The organism is Pseudomonas sp. Pseusp15 (assembly GCF_059492165.1).
Genome location: NZ_CP168523.1, coordinates 5852747 through 5871346, shown reverse-complemented (window position 1 = coordinate 5871346; position 18600 = coordinate 5852747). Strand labels below are relative to the sequence as shown.

The 18600-nt window shown below is 59.7% G+C and carries 17 protein-coding genes and 1 pseudogene; 12 read left to right on the top strand and 6 right to left on the bottom strand.

The window, feature by feature from the left end; translation table 11 throughout:
• Positions 1 to 11: 11 nt before the first annotated feature.
• Positions 12 to 542: a DUF5943 domain-containing protein gene (locus ACEN8R_RS26535; RefSeq protein ID WP_007926354.1), complete on the bottom strand. Its 531-nt coding sequence runs from the start codon at positions 540 to 542 to the stop codon at positions 12 to 14.
• 79 nt (positions 543 to 621) lie between these two features.
• Entirely contained in the window at positions 622 to 1599 is a 978-nt protein-coding gene (locus ACEN8R_RS26530; RefSeq protein ID WP_007907542.1) for a dipeptidase, read from the bottom strand.
• Positions 1600 to 1834: 235 nt separating this feature from the next.
• Between ACEN8R_RS26530 and ACEN8R_RS26525 the strand changes: the two genes are divergently transcribed.
• The 3 genes and pseudogenes from ACEN8R_RS26525 to ACEN8R_RS26515 all read left to right on the top strand — a co-directional run bounded on the left by ACEN8R_RS26525 (position 1835) and on the right by ACEN8R_RS26515 (position 2926).
• The gene (locus ACEN8R_RS26525) at positions 1835 to 2236 is read left to right on the top strand and encodes a lysozyme inhibitor LprI family protein (protein ID WP_018928783.1); all 402 of its coding nucleotides are present in this window, start codon (positions 1835 to 1837) and stop codon (positions 2234 to 2236) included.
• Between the two features lie 7 nt (positions 2237 to 2243).
• Positions 2244 to 2477 (top strand): annotated as a pseudogene (locus ACEN8R_RS26520) (helix-turn-helix domain-containing protein); the annotation flags it as partial.
• A gap of 32 nt (positions 2478 to 2509) precedes the next feature.
• A complete protein-coding gene (locus ACEN8R_RS26515; RefSeq protein ID WP_018928781.1) occupies positions 2510 to 2926 on the top strand; it encodes a DUF3010 family protein in 417 nt (138 codons plus the stop codon).
• A 117-nt stretch (positions 2927 to 3043) separates the two neighbouring features.
• Here the strand turns inward: ACEN8R_RS26515 and ACEN8R_RS26510 are convergent, their stop codons facing one another.
• A complete protein-coding gene (locus tag ACEN8R_RS26510; protein WP_064620848.1) occupies positions 3044 to 3991 on the bottom strand; it encodes a GlxA family transcriptional regulator in 948 nt (315 codons plus the stop codon).
• A gap of 210 nt (positions 3992 to 4201) precedes the next feature.
• Between ACEN8R_RS26510 and ACEN8R_RS26505 the strand changes: the two genes are divergently transcribed.
• The 6 genes from ACEN8R_RS26505 to ACEN8R_RS26480 all read left to right on the top strand — a co-directional run bounded on the left by ACEN8R_RS26505 (position 4202) and on the right by ACEN8R_RS26480 (position 9791).
• Positions 4202 to 5146 (top strand): choline ABC transporter substrate-binding protein, encoded by a 945-nt coding sequence (locus ACEN8R_RS26505; protein ID WP_007937989.1) that lies wholly within the window; start codon positions 4202 to 4204, stop codon positions 5144 to 5146.
• 100 nt (positions 5147 to 5246) lie between these two features.
• Positions 5247 to 6134, top strand: a complete 888-nt coding sequence (gene cdhC / locus ACEN8R_RS26500) for a 3-dehydrocarnitine:acetyl-CoA trimethylamine transferase CdhC (RefSeq protein WP_019580671.1) — start codon at positions 5247 to 5249, stop codon at positions 6132 to 6134.
• A gap of 228 nt (positions 6135 to 6362) precedes the next feature.
• Positions 6363 to 7328 carry an L-carnitine dehydrogenase gene (locus ACEN8R_RS26495; protein WP_258612770.1) on the top strand — a complete coding sequence of 322 codons (966 nt, stop codon included), beginning with the start codon at positions 6363 to 6365 and terminating at the stop codon, positions 7326 to 7328.
• A 179-nt stretch (positions 7329 to 7507) separates the two neighbouring features.
• On the top strand, positions 7508 to 7978 hold the full coding sequence (locus tag ACEN8R_RS26490) for a thioesterase family protein (protein ID WP_064620857.1): 471 nt from the start codon (positions 7508 to 7510) through the stop codon (positions 7976 to 7978).
• 13 nt (positions 7979 to 7991) lie between these two features.
• The gene (locus ACEN8R_RS26485) at positions 7992 to 9155 is read left to right on the top strand and encodes a gamma-butyrobetaine dioxygenase (protein WP_064620860.1); all 1164 of its coding nucleotides are present in this window, start codon (positions 7992 to 7994) and stop codon (positions 9153 to 9155) included.
• A gap of 372 nt (positions 9156 to 9527) precedes the next feature.
• Positions 9528 to 9791, top strand: coding sequence for a hypothetical protein (locus tag ACEN8R_RS26480; protein WP_019580667.1), 264 nt, complete (start codon positions 9528 to 9530; stop codon positions 9789 to 9791).
• Between the two features lie 64 nt (positions 9792 to 9855).
• On the opposite strand, the gene gbdR is transcribed toward ACEN8R_RS26480, so the two are convergent.
• Both gbdR and ACEN8R_RS26470 read right to left on the bottom strand, forming a co-directional pair.
• On the bottom strand, positions 9856 to 10959 hold the full coding sequence (gbdR, locus tag ACEN8R_RS26475; RefSeq protein ID WP_007975492.1) for a choline metabolism transcriptional regulator GbdR: 1104 nt from the start codon (positions 10957 to 10959) through the stop codon (positions 9856 to 9858).
• Positions 10960 to 11449: 490 nt separating this feature from the next.
• A complete protein-coding gene (locus ACEN8R_RS26470) occupies positions 11450 to 12826 on the bottom strand; it encodes an L-serine ammonia-lyase (RefSeq protein ID WP_018928774.1) in 1377 nt (458 codons plus the stop codon).
• A 436-nt stretch (positions 12827 to 13262) separates the two neighbouring features.
• On the opposite strand from ACEN8R_RS26470, the gene ACEN8R_RS26465 reads away from it, so the two are divergent.
• From ACEN8R_RS26465 to choV, 3 genes are all read left to right on the top strand, one after another.
• Complete coding sequence (locus tag ACEN8R_RS26465) at positions 13263 to 14210, top strand: choline ABC transporter substrate-binding protein (RefSeq protein ID WP_018928773.1); 948 nt, start codon at positions 13263 to 13265, stop codon at positions 14208 to 14210.
• Between the two features lie 66 nt (positions 14211 to 14276).
• The gene (gene choW, locus ACEN8R_RS26460) at positions 14277 to 15122 is read left to right on the top strand and encodes a choline ABC transporter permease subunit (RefSeq protein WP_018928772.1); all 846 of its coding nucleotides are present in this window, start codon (positions 14277 to 14279) and stop codon (positions 15120 to 15122) included.
• On the top strand, positions 15119 to 16297 hold the full coding sequence (choV, locus tag ACEN8R_RS26455) for a choline ABC transporter ATP-binding protein (protein WP_018928771.1): 1179 nt from the start codon (positions 15119 to 15121) through the stop codon (positions 16295 to 16297). The genes choW and choV overlap by 4 nt, the downstream gene beginning before the upstream one ends.
• A gap of 296 nt (positions 16298 to 16593) precedes the next feature.
• On the opposite strand, the gene ACEN8R_RS26450 is transcribed toward choV, so the two are convergent.
• Positions 16594 to 18543: a BCCT family transporter gene (locus tag ACEN8R_RS26450; protein ID WP_231508959.1), complete on the bottom strand. Its 1950-nt coding sequence runs from the start codon at positions 18541 to 18543 to the stop codon at positions 16594 to 16596.
• Between the last annotated feature and the right edge of the window lie 57 nt (positions 18544 to 18600).

Below are 18600 nucleotides of genomic sequence, written 5' to 3'. Positions count from 1 at the left end.
GGTTCCTCGACTTACAACGGCTTGACGGTGAACAAACCGTCGTCGTGGCCTTCTTCGGAGCCACCGTAAACTTGTTCGGCGACGGTGCGGATCTTGCTGCCGCGAGCAGCCAGGATCTGGTCCATGGCGCCGGCGAACCAGCCAGTGAACATGTAGTCGACCTTGCGCCCGACCTTGCCGTACACGTAGACGAATGCGGAGTGTTCGAGCTTGACGCTGGCGGTGCCTTTGTCGAGGTCGATGTCCTGGATCTTGAACAAGCCCCAGCCACGCTGCGACAGGCGCTTCATGTAGTGCTCGAACACCGCGACGCCTTCCAGGCCATGGCATTCAGCTTCTTTTTCACACCAGTGCCAGGCGGACTTGTAGCCGGCCTTGTAGAGGATTTCGGCGTAGGCGTCGGCGCCCAGCACTTCCTCGATGCCCATGTGGTTGTTGACGAAGAAGTGACGCGGAACGTACAGCATCGGCAGGGCGTCGGAGGTCCAGACACCGGTTTCGCTGTCGACTTCGATTGGCAATTGCGGGGCGATCTTGGCCATGGAAACTTAACTCCAGAAAATTCGTTGTGTTGCCCCCGGCACGGACGGCCGGGGGAAAGGATTCTTCAGATGCGGCGGCTTATTCGCCCCAAACGTCTTTCAAAACGTTGACCCAGTTTTCGCCCATGATCTTGCGCACCACGCGCTCGGAATGGCCGCGCTTGAGCAGGGTTTCGGTCAGGTTCGGGAACTCGCCCACGGTGCGGATGCCCAGCGGGTTGATGATCTTGCCGAAGCTGGTCAGACGGCGGGCGTAGCCCTTGTCATGGGTCAGGTATTCGAAGAAGTCCTGGCCATGACCCTGGGTGAAGTCGGTGCCGATGCCGATGGCGTCTTCGCCGACGATGTTCATGGTGTATTCGATGGCTTCGGCGTAATCGTCGATGGTCGAATCGATACCCTTGGCCAGGAACGGCGCGAACATGGTCACGCCGACGAAACCGCCGTGATCGGCGATGAACTTCAGTTCTTCATCGGACTTGTTGCGCGGGTGCACTTTCAGGCCCGACGGCAGGCAATGGGAGTAGCAGACCGGCTTCTTGGATTCGAGGATGACTTCTTCGGAGGTCTTCGAGCCGACGTGGGACAGGTCGCACATGACACCGACGCGGTTCATCTCGGCAACGATTTCACGACCGAAACCCGACAGGCCGCCATCGCGCTCATAGCAACCGGTACCGACCAGGTTCTGGGTGTTGTAGCACATCTGCACAATACCGACGCCCAGCTGCTTGAAAACCTCGACATAGCCGATCTGGTCTTCGAAGGCGTGAGCGTTCTGGAAGCCGAACAGGATGCCGGTCTTGCCCTGCTCCTTGGCTTTGCGGATGTCGGCGGTAGTGCGCACCGGGATCACCAGGTCGCTGTTCTCGCGAATCAGCTTCTGACTGGCGGCGATGTTGTTGACGGTGGCCTGGAAGCCCTCCCACACCGACACGGTGCAGTTGGCCGCGGTCAGACCGCCCTTGCGCATGTCTTCGAACAGCTCACGGTTCCACTTGGCAATAATCAGGCCGTCGATAACGATGCTGTCGGCGTGTAATTCGGCTGGGCTCATCAGGCAGTCCCCTATTAACGATTCATGCGCCGAATCGTGTGTCGGCGCTTTGGGGCCAGCATATGCCTGAGGGACGGTGCAGCCGGGTGCAAAAACGACAGGGGAATTGCCGAAAGCGTCAATCCGCGACAAAGGGTCGCCAACCGACATGATTGCCTACCTGTTCAAGCCCGTTCGCATGGGCCAGAATTCGTCGCATCACCGAATGTTTCACTGAATTAAGGGCGGCGACGCAATGAAATCCATCTTCTTGGCTTTGGCACTGATAGCGACCGGCGTACAGGCGGCCGAAGGGGCCGACGACAACCCCTGTGACGCCGTCGAAAACGAAGTCCAGACCCTGGAATGCTCGGCTTACAGCAGAAACACCGCCGAACAGCTGCTGAGCGACAACTACCAAGGCCTGAACGAACGCATGCAAACGCGCTATGGCAGTAACAAGGCGCAACTGGCCGACATCACCGCAAAAATCAAAACTGCGCAACAACAATGGCTGAAGACCCGGGATGCCGATTGCGCGGTGGAAGCGTTCCCGGCGACGAGCGGCAGTAAAGCCTTCAACATTGCGCAAAATGATTGCGTGGCGCGGATGAGTGACGAGCGGTCGGAGTTTTTGGAGTCGATTGGGCAGGAATAAAAACATAAAAATGGAGAATCATTTGATCCCACACGAAGTAGTCAGCCGCATCGTCGATGGCGCACTCCCTGTTCGCGCCTGGCGTGAACACCTGAACCTTACGCAGGATGAAGTGGCCAGACGCATGGGCATCTCCCAACCAGCCTTTGCCCAGCAGGAAACGGTTGCCAAGCCCCGCAAGGCCACGCGTGAGAAAATCGCCGCGGCTTTTGGCATCACCGCCAATCAACTAGAGCTGTAAGCTGCACGCCAGCATCAGGAAAAGGGATTGAAATGAAAATCTGCGGCATCGAAATCAAAGGCAGCGAAGCAATCCTTGCCGTGGCCTCCCTCGACGATCAGGGGCTGACACACGTCGCGCTGGCCACCAAGAAAATCGCCCTCGACAATGACGACGAAGCCGCCAACGTCAAAGTCTTTGCCGCTCAGGTGGCGTCGTTTATTCGTGAGAATTCAATCGACCGCATCGCGATCAAAAAGCGCAGCAAGAAAGGTGAGTTCGCCGGTGGGCCGACCACGTTCAAGATCGAAGGGGTTTTCCAGTTACTGGAAAATTGCGAGGTAACGCTGCTGTCGCCGCAAACCATCAATGCGCAGAACAAAAAGTTTGACTTTGAACTGCCGGCCACGCTGAACAAGTATCAGCACGAGGCTTACAAAGCGGCCTGCTCGGCGCTGATGAAGAAATAAAAACGACACATCTCCTGTAGGAGCGAGGCTTGCCCGCGAAGGCGTCGTGTCAGACAACAATGATTTCGAATGTGCCGGCCTCTTCGCGGGCAAGCCTCGCTCCTGTAGGGGTCGGTTTCAGGCCTTCTGGCTTTGTCGGCGATCCTCCCGCGGGCACCGCTCAAACCTCGCCCGATAACTGCGGGTGAAATACGACGGCGATTCAAACCCGCAGGCGATACTCACCTCCAGCACACTCATGTCCGTCTGGCGCAGCAGCTGCCGCGCCTTCTCCAGCCTTAATCGCAGATAGAAATTGCTCGGCGTGTCGTGCAGGTGCAGGCGAAACAGGCGCTCTAGCTGACGCCGGGTCACTTTGATCGATTCCGCCAGCTCCAAAGTGCTGAGCGGCGGTTCGCTGTGCTGTTCCATCTCCCCAATGACATGCACCAGTTTCTTGTTGCTGATGCCATATCGCGTGGCGACTTCCATGCGTTGGTGATCTTTGCGCGGGCGAATGCGCCCGAGTACGAATTGTTCGCTGACCTGAATCGCCAGTTCCGGGCCATGGGCCTGACCGATGAGGTCAAGCATCAGGTCGATCGAGGCGGTGCCGCCGGCGGAGGTGATACGCCGTCGGTCGATCTCGAACAGCTCCTGGGTGACGCTCAGCTGTGGATAAGATTCCTTGAAGGCGTCGATCGCTTCCCAGTGCAGGGTCAGGCGATGGCCGTCGAGCAGGCCGGCTTCGGCGAGGATGAAACTGCCGGTGTCGATGGCGCCGAGGGTTACGCCTTCGTTGTCCAGCCGGCGTAACCAATGCTCCAGGGCCGGGGTAGCGAACTTCAGCGGTTCGAAACCGGCGACCACCAACAGGGTTGCGCCTTTCTTCAGCGGCTCCAGCGCTGCATCGGCGTTGACCGACATGCCGTTACTGGCCAGAACCGCCCCGCCATCGGCGCTCAACACATGCCAGCGGTACAACTCGCCGCGAAAGCGATTGGCGACCCGCAGCGGCTCGATCGCCGAGATAAAACCGATCGCCGAAAAACCCGGCATCAACAAGAAGTAGAAATCCTGGGACATGGAGCGCACTCGACTGGCAGGCAACGAGAGGGCGGGAAGCGTGTGGACGTTGATACGCCACTTGCCAGCAGCATTCAAGTGCGCAGGTCGCCGCAGTGCAAGAGCTGGTCGCCGCAGTGCGTTTTCACGGGGGCTTTGCTGCGTAACTTGGCATCACCGGCGCATCAGACACCGGAACCCACAATAAACGACCTGCCGAGGAACCCCGACATGAAACGACTGATCAGCAGCTGTGTTCTTGCACTCAGCGGTACCGCTTTCTTGAGCGCCAGTGTCATGGCAGCCGAACCCGCGTCGTGCCAGAACGTGCGCATGGGCGTAGTGAACTGGACCGACGTGATCGCCACCAGCGCCATGACCCAGGTCCTGCTCGACGGCCTCGGCTACAGCACCAAACAAACCAGCGCCTCCCAGCAAATCGTCTTTGCCGGCATTCGCGACCAGCGCCTGGATTTGTTTCTGGGCTACTGGAACCCGCTGATGACCCAGACCATCACGCCGTTTGTCGATGCCAAGCAGGTCAAAGTGCTTGAAGCGCCAAGCCTCAAGGACGCCCGCGCCACCCTGGCAGTACCGACTTATCTTGCCGACAAGGGCCTGAAAACTTTCGCCGACATCGCCAAGTTTGAAAAAGAACTGGGCGGCAAGATTTACGGCATCGAACCTGGCTCGGGCGCCAACACCCAGATCAAGGCGATGATCGCCAAGAACCAGTTCGGCCTCGGCAAGTTCCAGCTGGTCGAGTCCAGCGAAGCCGGCATGCTGGCGGCAGTAGATCGCGCGGTACGCCGCAAGGAAGCCGTGGTGTTCTTCGGCTGGGCGCCGCACCCGATGAACGTCAACGTGAAGATGACCTACCTCACCGGCAGCGACGACGCCCTCGGTCCGAACGAAGGCATGGCCACGGTCTGGACCGTCACCTCGCCGAACTACGCGCAGCAATGCCCGAACGTCGGTCGCCTGCTGAGCAACCTGACGTTCACCGCCGAAGACGAGAGCCGGATGATGCAGCCGCTGCTGGATCACAAGGACGCTTTCGAATCGGCCAAACAGTGGCTCAAGGATCACCCGCAAGACAAGCAACGCTGGCTTGAAGGCGTGACCACATTCGATGGCAAGCCGGCCGCTGAAAACCTGAAGCTGACCAGCAAATAGAACCGAAATGAACCACCGATTCGCAGCCCGATGCGGGCTGCGAGCGGAATCGCCACGCCCAAGCTCCACCAAAAAACTCAAGCCTGAAGGAAACCGCCTCATGAACCACGACGTCATCATCACCTGCGCACTCACCGGTGCTGGCGACACGACCGCCAAGAGCCCACACGTGCCGGTCACCCCGAAACAAATCGCCGCCGCCGCAGTGGAAGCCGCCAAGGCGGGCGCTACCGTGGTCCACTGCCACGTTCGCGACCCACAAACCGGCAAGTTCAGCCGTGACGTGGCGCTGTACCGCGAAGTGATGGAGCGCATCCGCGAGGCGGACGTCGACATCATCGTCAACCTCACTGCTGGCATGGGCGGCGATCTGGAAATCGGCGCAGGCGAGAACCCGATGGAATTCGGCCCGAACACCGATCTGGTCGGCCCACTGACCCGTCTGGCCCACGTTGAAGAATTGCTGCCAGAAATCTGCACCCTGGATTGCGGCACCCTGAACTTCGGCGACGGCGACACCATTTACGTCTCCACCCCGGCGCAACTCCGGGCCGGCGCGAAGCGAATTCAAGAGCTGGGCGTCAAGCCTGAGCTGGAAATTTTCGACACCGGTCACCTGTGGTTCGCCAAGCAGATGATCAAGGAAGGTCTGCTGGATAACCCGTTGTTCCAGCTGTGCCTGGGCATCCCGTGGGGTGCGCCAGCGGATACCACCACCATGAAAGCCATGGTCGACAACCTGCCGGCCAATGCGGTCTGGGCGGCGTTCGGCATCGGGCGCATGCAGATGCCGATGGCGGCGCAAGCGGTGCTGCTCGGTGGCAACGTGCGGGTCGGCCTGGAAGACAACCTGTGGCTGGACAAGGGCGTACTGGCGACCAACGGCCAACTGGTCGAACGCGCCTCGGAAATCCTCAGCCGCCTCGGCGCCCGCGTTCTGACCCCGGCAGAAGGCCGGGCAAAAATGGGCCTGACCAAGCGCGGTTGAAACAAATCACCCTTTCCCCCTGTGGGAGCGAGTTTGTGTGGCGAGGGGGCTTGTCGGACCGCCGCACCGCCCCGTTCGGCTGCGAAGCAGTCGTAAAACATTGCATGCAGTGTGGCTGATACACCGCGGCAACAGGTTTTGGGGCCGCTTCGCGACCCAACGGGGGCAAGCCCCCTCGCCACACAGGCTCGCTCCCACATTTTTTTGAACCCAATTCAGGAAGTCGCCATGAGCTTTATCACTGATATCAAAACCTTCGCAGCACTGGGCAGCGGTGTCATCGGCAGCGGCTGGGTGTCCCGCGCCCTCGCCCACGGCCTCGATGTGGTGGCCTGGGATCCGGCACCCGGTGCCGAAGCGGCGCTGCGCAAACGTGTCGCCAATGCCTGGGGCGCGCTGGAGAAACAAGGCCTGGCACCCGGCGCATCGCAGGATCGGCTGCGCTTTGTCGCCACCATCGAAGAATGTGTTCGCGACGCGGATTTCATTCAGGAAAGCGCCCCTGAGCGTCTGGAACTGAAACTGGAACTGCACAGCAAAATCAGCGCGGCGGCCAAGCCCAATGCGTTGATCGGTTCCAGCACCTCGGGACTGTTGCCGAGCGAGTTTTACGAGAGTTCGACGCACCCGGAACGCTGCGTGGTCGGGCACCCGTTCAACCCGGTTTATCTGCTGCCATTGGTGGAAGTGGTCGGCGGCAAGAACACCGCGCCAGAAGCGGTGCAAGCGGCGATGAAAGTCTATGAATCCCTGGGGATGCGCCCGCTGCATGTGCGCAAGGAAGTACCGGGATTTATCGCCGACCGTTTGCTCGAAGCCTTGTGGCGTGAGGCGCTGCACCTGGTCAACGACGGCGTGGCGACCACGGGTGAAATCGACGATGCGATTCGTTTTGGCGCGGGTCTGCGCTGGTCGTTCATGGGCACCTTCCTGACTTACACCCTGGCAGGCGGCGATGCCGGGATGCGGCACTTCATGGCGCAGTTCGGACCAGCATTGCAGCTGCCCTGGACGTACCTGCCGGCACCGGAGCTGACCGACAAGTTGATTGACGATGTGGTGGATGGCACCAGCGATCAGTTGGGCACACACAGCATCTCGGCACTGGAACGCTATCGTGACGATTGCTTGTTGGCGGTGCTGGAGGCGGTGAAAACCACCAAAGAGAAGCATGGGATGGCCTTCAGCGAATAAACACACACCCTGTGGCGAGGGAGCTTGCTCCCGCTCGGCCGCGAAGCGGTCGTAAAACCAGCAAACGCGATTTGACTGATACCTCGCATCCACCGGTTTTGGGACTGCTTCGCAGTCCAGCGGGAGCAAGCTCCCTCGCCACACATGTGTACACCAGCGATTATCTGTGGAGTTCCACCATGCCCACCCTCACCACCTACCAAACCAGAATCATCCCCGACTGGGTCGACTACAACGGCCATCTGCGCGATGCCTTCTACCTGCTGATTTTCAGCTACGCCACAGACGCGTTGATGGACCGGCTGGGTATGGACAGCAACAACCGCGAGGCCAGCGGCCACTCGCTGTTTACCCTCGAACTGCACCTCAATTACCTGCACGAAGTGAAACTCGATGCAGACGTCGAAGTGCATACGCAGATCATCGGCCACGACCGCAAGCGCCTGCACCTCTACCACAGCCTGCATCTGGTGGGCGGTGACAAGGAGCTGGCGGGCAATGAACAAATGCTGCTGCACGTCGACCTCGCCGGACCGCGATCCGCACCGTTCAGCGAAGCAACCTTGAGCAAGCTGCAGGCCATCGTCGCCGATCAAACCGACTTGCCCGCACCCGCCTGGATCGGCCGAGTGATTGCTTTACCAAAATAATAAGGAGCCCGCCATGAACACCGCCGCCGCTTTTGCCGATTTCCGCACCTATCCATTGATCAGCGCGTTGACCGCCGTGCACACCCTGGCGGACCGAATTCAAGTGAAGTGGGCGGACGGTCGGGTCAGCCCTTTTCATCATCAATGGCTGCGGGACAACTGCCCGTGCCCACAGTGCGTCTACACGGTGACGCGCGAGCAAGTGCTGGAAATCGTCGATGTCGAAGAGCACCTGATGCCTGAAAACGCCACGGTCGATGATGAAGGCTGCCTGTGCGTCGATTGGCAGGATGGCCACCTCAGCCGCTTCGATCCGGGCTGGCTGCGGGCCCATGCCTATGACGATGAATCCCGCGCCGAACGCCAGGCCGGAAAACCGAAAGCCAGGCTTTGGCACAGCGATTTGCAGCTGCCAGTGTTCGAATACCAGGCCCTGATGGAGAACAACGACGCCTTGTTGCAATGGCTGCTGGCCGTGCGCGATATCGGCCTGACTCAAGTGCGCGGAGTCCCCACCGAGCCAGGCTCGCTGAAGCTGATCGCCCAGCGGATTTCGTTCATCCGCGAGAGCAATTTCGGCGTGCTGTTCAACGTGCAATCCAAGGCCGATGCCGACAGCAATGCCTACACCGCCTTCAACCTGCCACTGCACAGCGATTTGCCGACCCGGGAGTTGCAACCGGGGCTGCAATTTCTGCATTGCCTGGTGAATGACGCCGACGGTGGCGAAAGTATTTTCGTCGACGGTTTTGCCATCGCCCAAGCTTTGCGTCAGGAAGACCCCGAGGCGTTTCAAGCCTTGTGTGAAATCCCCGTGGAGTTCCGCAACAAGGACCGCCACAGCGACTACCGCTGCCTGGCGCCGATCATCGCGCTGGATGCATTCGGGCAAGTGTCGGAAATCCGCATGGCGAACTTTCTGCGCGGGCCATTCGATGCTTCAGTGGAGCAGATGCCCAGGCTGTATCGCGCTTACCGGCGCTTCATTGCGATGACCCGCGAGGCGCGTTTCCGGGTGATGACACGGCTTAACCCCGGCGAGTTGTGGTGCTTCGACAACCGCCGCACCCTCCACGCCCGCAACGCCTTCGACCCCGCCACCGGCGCCCGGCATTTCCAGGGTTGCTATGTCGACCGGGATGAATTGCTGTCGCGCATTCTCGTTTTACAACGCTAGACCGCGTCATCGTTCATCGCGGGCAAGCCTCGCTCCTACAGGGTATTCGCGATCCCTGTAGGAGCGAGGCTTGCCCGCGAAAGCGTCAACCCAATCAACACGTCCATTACCGATTCACAGGCAAAAAAAACCCCGATCAAGCCGTGACAAGATCGGAGCTGAGGAGGGTACTGTTGAGGAGCTGTTGCGCGAGGGTGACCAAACCTTCGTGATGCCAGCTGAGTCCAGTGTGCCTACTCCCATCCTTAGCAAGTTAGCCGAAAACGACCTGTTCATAGGTATTGCGGCCATTGCGACAAATCGTCCTTGCCGACGCCTACAGCCCCTACCAGAATCGAACCACGACACCGTTCCCTGAAGAAGGATTGCGTCATGATGTACGCCGATTTGATAGACCAGGAAGACCTGTTGAGCCAGCTGAAAGCGTTGGGGTTTTCAGTGCCCCCCGGCGCAACCGCCGAGCAAGCCTGCGAATGCGCAGTACGGGGTTTGAACAACGAGCGGGCAATGGAACTGCGGACCATGGTCAAGCAGATGTACACCAGCAGCGCGTCAATCCAGCCGGCCGTGCGTCAGGCCATTGACAAGCAACTGTTACCGGCATTGGCGCAGTACCAACAGAGCCATAGCGCCTGATTTCCGGGGTGTGAACACTTTGTCGCGAGGGAGCTTGCTCCCTCGCCACAATAGTTTGCCTGGTTTAGAGCCTTACGCTGGCAAACGTCGATTCATTACGCGCCTGGCTCAACGCCGACAGCGGCCCGGACAACGGCGACAGCACCAAGGCTTGCGGCAGCGGCATCATCGCCACTTGTTGCGTGGTATTGGAGCCTACGCGCTCGTCACGCGGCGGAATGCCGAAGTATTCGCGGTAGCACTTGGAGAAGTGCGGCGTGGACACGAACCCGCACACCGACGCCACTTCGATGATCGACATCGGCGTTTGCTTGAGCAGTTGCCGAGCACGGATCAGGCGCAGTTTCAGGTAGTAACGCGACGGCGAGCAGTGCAGGTATTTCTGGAACAGCCGCTCCAGCTGACGACGCGAAACGGCGACATAAACCGCCAGTTCATCGAGGTCGATCGGCTCTTCGAGGTTAGCCTCCATCAGCGCCACGATTTCCTGCAGTTTCGGCTGGTTGGTGCCTAGCATGTGCTTGAGCGGCACGCGCTGGTGATCCTGCTCGTTGCGGATGCGCTCGTAAACGAACATCTCCGAAATCGCGGCCGACAGCTCACGACCGTGATCACGGCTGATCAGGTGCAGCATCATGTCCAGCGGCGCGGTGCCGCCGGAGCTGGTGAACCGGTTACGGTCGAGGGTGAACAGCCGGGTGCTCATGGCCACCCGCGGGAAAGCTTCCTGCATAGCGGCCAGACATTCCCAGTGCACGCTGCAATCGAAACCGTCCAGCAGGCCGGCGCACGCCAGGGCCCAGCTGCCGGTGCAGACCGCGCCGAGACGACGGGACTGACGCGCCTGGCTTTGCAGCCACGACACATGCTCACGGGTTACGGTGCGCTGAATGCCGATACCGCCGCAGACAATGACGGTGTCCATGGGTGGTGCTTTGTGCATGGAGGCGTCGGGGGTGATCTGCAGGCCGTCACTGGCCCAGACCTGACCGCCATCGACGGTGAGCGTGGTCCAGCGGTACAGCTCGCGACCGGACAATTGGTTGGCCATGCGCAGGGGTTCTACTGCGGAGGCCAGAGAAATCAGCGTGAAATTGTCCAGCAGCAGAAAGCCGATGGATTGAGGCGCACGGTTCTGGGGTTGGGCCCCGGAGTTGAACGTCGTCATCGCGGTATCTCCTCACACAAAGCGGGTGATGGCCTCAGGCGGAGGCTCTTTTTATTGCCATCGTTCTCGCGTGGGAGACGGGCTTTGTAATGACAGAGCAATTGCCATGCCTAAATTGAATGCGCGTTCAATAACTCCTGAAAACGACGTCGCGATGCGTCTAGATATGGCGCGCAGAGATAAGAGGTTAAAAGTGCCATCAAAGGCCCCAAACCCGTGCCCCCGTTGCGTGTGAGCAAATCGGTAGCACTTGTGGGAACAGGTCTGCGACGCGGCGGTCAAGAGTGTCACCGCTGGCACAGGTGACGAACGGTCAGGGTTTGAATTTGATCCCCGACCGGGGAGCCGGGCTTGCCTGTTTGCGACGCGCCAAAACGTGGCGCGTTTTAGTGCGCGTGTTCACTTGGTGCGCAGTTTTGACTGGTCTGGTGTAGCACATGAGGTCTTTGTGGAGAGCAGGCTTGCCCCCTCTCCACAGGTCAACTCGGTTTCAGCACTCCACCGCGCTAACCGCCAAGCCACCGCGCGACGTCTCTTTATATTTGTCGTGCATGTCGGCACCGGTATCACGCATGGTGCGGATCACCCGGTCCAGCGAGATAAAGTGCTGGCCGTCACCGCGCAGCGCCATCTGCGCGGCGTTGATCGCTTTCACCGCAGCAATCGCATTGCGCTCGATGCACGGCACCTGCACCAGCCCGCCCACCGGGTCGCAGGTCAAGCCGAGGTTATGCTCCAGGCCGATTTCCGCCGCGTTACACAACTGCTCCGGCGTGGCACCAAGAACCTCCGCCAACCCGGCCGCCGCCATGGCGCAAGCCGAACCGACTTCACCCTGGCAACCGACTTCGGCACCGGAGATCGAGGCGTTCTTTTTGCACAGAATCCCCACCGCCGCGGCACTGAGGAAGTAATCGACCACATTGGCGTCGGTCACCGCCTCGCTGAATTTCATAAAGTAGTGCAACACCGCCGGAATGATCCCCGCCGCACCGTTGGTCGGCGCCGTGACCATGCGCCCGCCGGCAGCGTTTTCTTCGTTGACCGCCAGCGCGAACAGGTTGACCCACTCCATCGCGCTCAAGGTCGAGCCGATCACGTTGGGCTTGTTCAGCTCTTGCAAGCTGCGGTGCAACTTGGCCGCGCGACGGCGCACATTGAGACCGCCGGGCAGGATGCCTTCGTGCTTGAGGCCTTGCTCCACACAATCCTGCATGGCGCGCCAGAGCTTCATCAGGCCACTGCGGATTTCTTCTTCGCTGCGCCAGACTTTCTCGTTGGCCATCATCAATTCGGCCACGCGCAGGTTGTGCTTCTTGCACAGGCTGAGCAATTCGACGGCACTGGAGAAGTCGTAAGGCAGTACGGTGTTATCCAGATCCACCACACCGCTGGAAGCTTGCGCCTCGTCGACGACAAAACCGCCGCCGATGGAATAATAGGTATCGCGATGCAGCTCGCCGTGATCGCCTTCGGCGACCAGGGTCATGGCGTTCGGATGGAACGGCAGGTTCTCGTCGATCAGGCGCATGTCCCGAGCCCAGATGAACGGGACCGACAAGCGGCCGTCGAGCAATAGCGTGTGAGTTTCACGCAAGGCTTCTATACGGATGCCGATTTGCGACGGATCGATCGCGTCGGGCCACTCGCCCATCAACCCCATGATCACCGCGTTGTCGCTGCCGTGGCCGATGCCGGTGGCCGAGAGCGATCCGTATAGCTGAACTTCGATGCGACACACCTGCTCCAGAAGCCCCCGCTCGCGCAAACCTTGCACGAACAGCGCCGCGGCGCGCATAGGCCCCACGGTGTGCGAACTGGAAGGGCCGATGCCGATTTTGAACAAGTCGAAAACGCTGATAGCCATTACTGCTGAACTCCTGGATGTGCCTGCTCCAGGCGCAAAAGCGCCCAGTGACGGAGCTGCTACGCTCAAGCTGCAATCCGTCGAGATGGCCGCATCATCAGGCTTTTACCATGTCGTTCAACGTCTCACACCGACGCACTCATGCCCACTAGCGCCGCAGGTCTCTTACGCAATGTTTTCGCCGTTTTTTTGCGGATCAGCGGGGCAAATCGGGCTGAAAAAAGCTGTAAACGACGTCACCGACACTGGATGCGACCATCCCTGTACTGGTTACGACGCACCCTGTAGGCGTCAGATTTTCACTGGTACATGATCGTATCGACTCGATTGCAAGGCGCTGTGGTAGAGCTGTCTCCAAAACGCCATCCAACCGCAACAGATAAGTGCGGTGGTCCAGTCGGAACACTGCCAAAAAAAACACTTAGGAGTCGCCCCTATGAAAGGTTCCCCGTCGTTGTTGTTGGCCGCCATGCTGAGTCTGCCGTTCCTGGCTCAAGCCGCAGAGCCGGCCCAATGCAGCACCGTAAACTTCTCCGATGTCGGCTGGACGGACATTACCGCGACCACCGCGACCACCAGCGTTGTGCTCAACGCCCTCGGCTACAAGACCAAGACCACGATGATTTCCGTGCCGGTGACCTACAAGTCCCTGGCCGACGGCAAGAACATGGACGTGTTCCTGGGTAACTGGATGCCGACCATGGAAAACGACATCAAGGCCTATCGGGATGCCGGCACCGTGGAAACCGTGCGCACCAACCTCAAAGGTGCCAAATACACCCTCGCCGTACCACAAGCGCTGTACGACAAAGGGCTGCATGACTTTGCCGACATCGCCAAATTCAAGAAAGAACTCGACGGCAAGATCTACGGTATCGAGCCAGGCAACGACGGCAACCGTCTGATCCAGAGCATGATCGACAAAGACGCCTTCGGTCTCAAAACCGCCGGTTTCAAAGTCGTCGAGTCCAGCGAAGCGGGCATGTTGTCGCAAGTCGACCGTGCGCAAAAACGCGACACCGCCGTGGTGTTCCTCGGCTGGGCACCGCACCCGATGAACAAACGTTTCAAGATTCAGTACTTGACCGGTGGCGATGACTTCTTCGGCCCGGATTTCGGTGCTGCCACCGTTGCGACCAACACTCGCAAGGGGTATACCCAAGAGTGCAGCAACGTCGGCCAACTGCTGAAAAACCTGGAGTTCACCGTCGACATGGAGAGTACGCTGATGGGCAACATCCTGGACGACAAGATGAAGCCTGAAGCGGCCGCCAAGGCCTGGCTGAAAAAGAACCCACAGGTGCTCGATACCTGGCTCGCTGGCGTGACCACCATTGACGGTAAACCAGGCCTGGAGGCCGTGAAAGCCAAGCTCGCGCAGTAATCGCTTACGCCGGGCAGGCTCGCCTGCCCGGGCTGTTTATTTCCTTGCATGCGGACGTTCACTACCATGCTGATTGATCAGAAAATACCCTTAGGCCAGTACATCGCGAGCTTCGTTGAATGGTTGACGCAACACGGCGCCAGCACCTTCGACGCCATCGCCGTGTCACTGGAAACGATGATCCACGGCGTGACTTTTGCGCTGACCTGGTTCAACCCGCTGGCATTGATCGGCCTCATCGCACTACTGGCACATTTCATCCAACGCAAATGGGGCCTGACCGTTTTCGTCATCGCTTCCTTTCTGCTGATCCTCAATCTGGGGTACTGGCAGGAAACCATGGAAACCCTCGCCCAGGTGTTGTTCGCCACCCTGGTCTGCGTAGTGATCGGCGTGCCGTTGGGTATCGTCGCCGCGCACAAACCGATGTTCTACACACTGATGCGGCCGGTGCTCGATCTGATGCAGACCGTACCGACTTTCGTGTACCTCATTCCTACCCTGACCCTCTTCGGTCTGGGTGTGGTCCCGGGTCTGATCTCGACGGTGGTGTTCGCGATTGCCGCGCCCATCCGCCTGACCTACCTGGGTATCCGCGATGTTCCGGACGAACTGATGGACGCCGGCAAAGCCTTTGGCTGCTCGCGCCGTCAGTTGCTCTCGCGCATCGAACTGCCCCACGCCATGCCAAGCATCGCGGCCGGTATCACCCAGTGCATCATGCTGTCGTTGTCGATGGTGGTGATTGCGGCACTGGTGGGCGCCGACGGCCTGGGCAAACCTGTGGTCAACGCACTGAACACTGCTGATATCGCACTGGGCTTCGAAGCAGGCCTGGCGATCGTATTGCTGGCGATCATGCTCGACCGTATCTGCAAACAACCCGAAGCCAAAGTAGGGGGTGACGCATGAGCATTATTCGCTTCGAAGACGTGGACGTGATCTTCTCCAAAGATCCACGCGCCGCTCTCAAACTGCTCGACCAGGGCATGACCCGCAACGAGATTCTGAAAAAGACCGGGCAAATCGTCGGTGTCGAAAAGGCCAGCCTGGACATCGAGAAAGGTGAAATCTGCGTACTGATGGGTTTGTCCGGCTCCGGCAAATCCAGCCTGTTGCGCTGCATCAACGGCCTCAACACCGTTAGCCGTGGCAAGTTGTTCGTCGAACACGAAGGCCGGCAGATCGACATCGCGTCCTGCACCCCGGCGGAACTGAAGATGATGCGCACCAAGCGCATCGCGATGGTGTTCCAGAAGTTCGCCCTGATGCCTTGGCTGACGGTGCGCGAGAACATCAGCTTCGGTCTGGAAATGCAGGGTCGCCCCGAGAAAGAACGCCGCAAGCTGGTGGACGAGAAGCTTGAGCTGGTGGGCCTGACCCAGTGGCGCAACAAGAAACCCAATGAGCTCTCCGGCGGCATGCAGCAACGTGTCGGCCTGGCCCGTGCGCTGGCGATGGACGCCGACATCCTGCTGATGGACGAACCGTTCTCGGCCCTCGACCCGCTGATTCGCCAGGGTCTGCAAGACGAGCTGCTGGAACTGCAAAACAAGCTGAGCAAGACCATCGTCTTCGTGAGCCACGACCTCGATGAAGCCCTGAAGCTGGGCAGCCGTATCGCGATCATGAAAGACGGCCGGATCATCCAGTACAGCGTGCCGGAAGAAATCGTCCTGAACCCTGCGGACGATTACGTGCGCACCTTCGTCGCCCACACCAATCCGCTGAACGTATTGTGTGGTCGTAGCCTGATGCGCACCCTGGACAACTGCAAACGCATCAACGGTTCGGTGTGCCTGGATCCGGGCGGCGATTCGTGGCTGGACCTGGCCGAAGGCAACACCATCAAAGGCGCGCGCCAGAACGGCTCGAGCCTGGATCTGCAGAAATGGATACCTGGGCAAGCGGTTGAAGCCCTGGGCCGTCGACCAACGCTGGTGGACTCCAACATCGGCATGCGCGATGCGCTGCAGATTCGTTACCAGACCGGCAACAAGCTGGTGCTGCACGACAACAACAAAGTGGTCGGGATCCTGGGCGACAGCGAGCTGTACCACGCGCTGCTCGGCAAGAACCTGGGGTAAGCAAGACAGCAGACACAAAAACGCCGCGAGATGATCGCGGCGTTTTTGTTTGTGCAGATATCAGGTCTGGAATACCGACAACTGTGGCGAGGGAGCTTGCTCCCGCTGGGTTGCGGAGCGACCCCACACCCCGACACCACGGTCATTCAGACTGAGCATGCTATCCGGATTTGCGACTGCTGCGCAGTCGAGCGGGAGCAAGCTCCCTCGCCACAATCGATCAACGGGCACAAAAAAGGGGCTCAATTGAGCCCCTTGGCGTTCCCACGCAAAGCGCGGGAACGATCTATCGCTACTCAGCTATAAACCCGGCCTAGCAGCTGCCGATGGCTTTCAAACTGATCGAGCACGTCACGGGTGATCTGATCCTGAGTGAAGCCCATCAAGTCATAGTCCTGGCTGCCGTTGTGCAGGTACACCTCGGCGCGGTAGTAACGTGCGCGCGGTTCATCGGCACTTTCGGCCGACACCGCTTCACTCGCCGCCGCCAGATAACCGTCCAGGCTCACTTCGTAGACAAAAGGATTGCCCTCTTCCATCTCGATCCGCAGGCCCATGCAACGCTTGGCTTTACCCAGCAACGTTTGCACGTTCAGGCCCTTGCCACGCAGTTGAACCACGGCCTCTTCCAGCGCCGGGCTGACTTGTTTGTCCATGAAACGCTGAACAATCGACTGATTCGGCTGCAGATCCAGCTGGGTCAGACGCTCGCTGAAACCACGACGACCACGCGCCGCCAGTTCCGCTTGCTCCTGTTCGATCTGCACGTCCTGGCGCATGGCCTTGTGCAAACCGAACATGAAGAACACCAGCACCACCGAGAACGGCAGCCCCGCCAGCACCACCATGGTTTGCATGGCTTCGAAGTTACCGGCGAACAGCAGACCGATGGTCACCAGGGTGATCACCACCGACCAGAAAATCCGCAGCCAGTGCGGCGCGTCTTCGTCGACGTTGCCGCCCTTGCAGGAAAGGTTGGCCATCATCACCGCGCCGGAGTCCGCCGGGGTCAGGAACAACACGAAGCCAACAAAAATCGACACGCCAATGACAACTTTCGACGCCGGGTAATGCTCAAGCAACTGGTAGATCGCCATCGATGGCTGTTCCAGCGCCGTCTTCCCGAGCTCCACCGCCCCATGGTTCATCACCAGGTCCAGGGCCGAGTTACCGAAGATCGACAGCCATGCCAGGGTGAAACCCAGCGGGATCAGCAGCACGCCGGCGACCAGCTCACGCACCGTGCGACCACGGGAAATACGCGCGATGAACATGCCGACAAATGGCGCCCAGGAAATCCACCAGGCCCAGTAGAACAGGGTCCACAGGCCCAGCCAGCGGTCAGACTTCTCACTGTCGCCTTCATACACGTAGAGGTCGAAGGTCTTCAGCACCACGCCATTGAGGTAGTCACCAATGTTCTGCACAAAGCCGTTGAGCAGGTGCAGGGTCGGGCCGAACAACAGCACGAAAATCAGCAGACCGCTGAACAGCACGATGTTCAGGTTGGACAGACGACGAATGCCGTTTTCCACACCGGACACAGCGGCGATGGTCGCCACGGTGCTCATCACGATGATCACGATCAGCAAGTTGGTGTTGCTGTGCGCCATGCCGAACAGGTTTTCCAACCCCGACGAGACTTGCAGCGAACCGATCCCCAGGTTCGTCACCAGCCCCAGCAGGGTCACGAACATGCCGAAGCCGTCCACCGCATGACCGGCCGCGCCTTTGACCCAACGCTCGCCGACCAACGGATAAAGCGCCGAACGCAATGCCAACGGCTGGTTATGACGGTAAGCAAAGTACGCCACGGCCAGGCCGACCAAGGCGTAGATCGCCCAGCCATGCAGGCCCCAATGCAGGAACGTCAGCTGCACTGCCTGGCGTGCGGCAAGGTTGCTGCCGGCGACGCCTTCCGGCGGGTTGAAGTAATGGTCCAGCGGCTCGGACGCACCGAAGTACAACAGCGAGATGCCGATACCCGACGAGAACAGCATCCCCGCCCAGGCGCCGTAGCTGAAATCCGGGGTATCGTCCTTGCTGCCCAACTTGAGCTTGCCGTAAGACGAAAACGCCAGGCCGACGACAAAAACCAGATAGGCGGCGATCACCACCATGTAGTACCAGCCGAAGCTGCGGGACAACCAGGCCTGGGCAATACCGAGCATTCTGCCGGCCTCTTGCGGGGCGACGATCAGAATGGCGGTCAACAGCAGGATCAGCGCGGTAGAGGTGTAGAACACCCAACCGTTGACCATCACCTTCTCGGGTGGGGTCTTTATTAGAGAGGCAGAACTCAT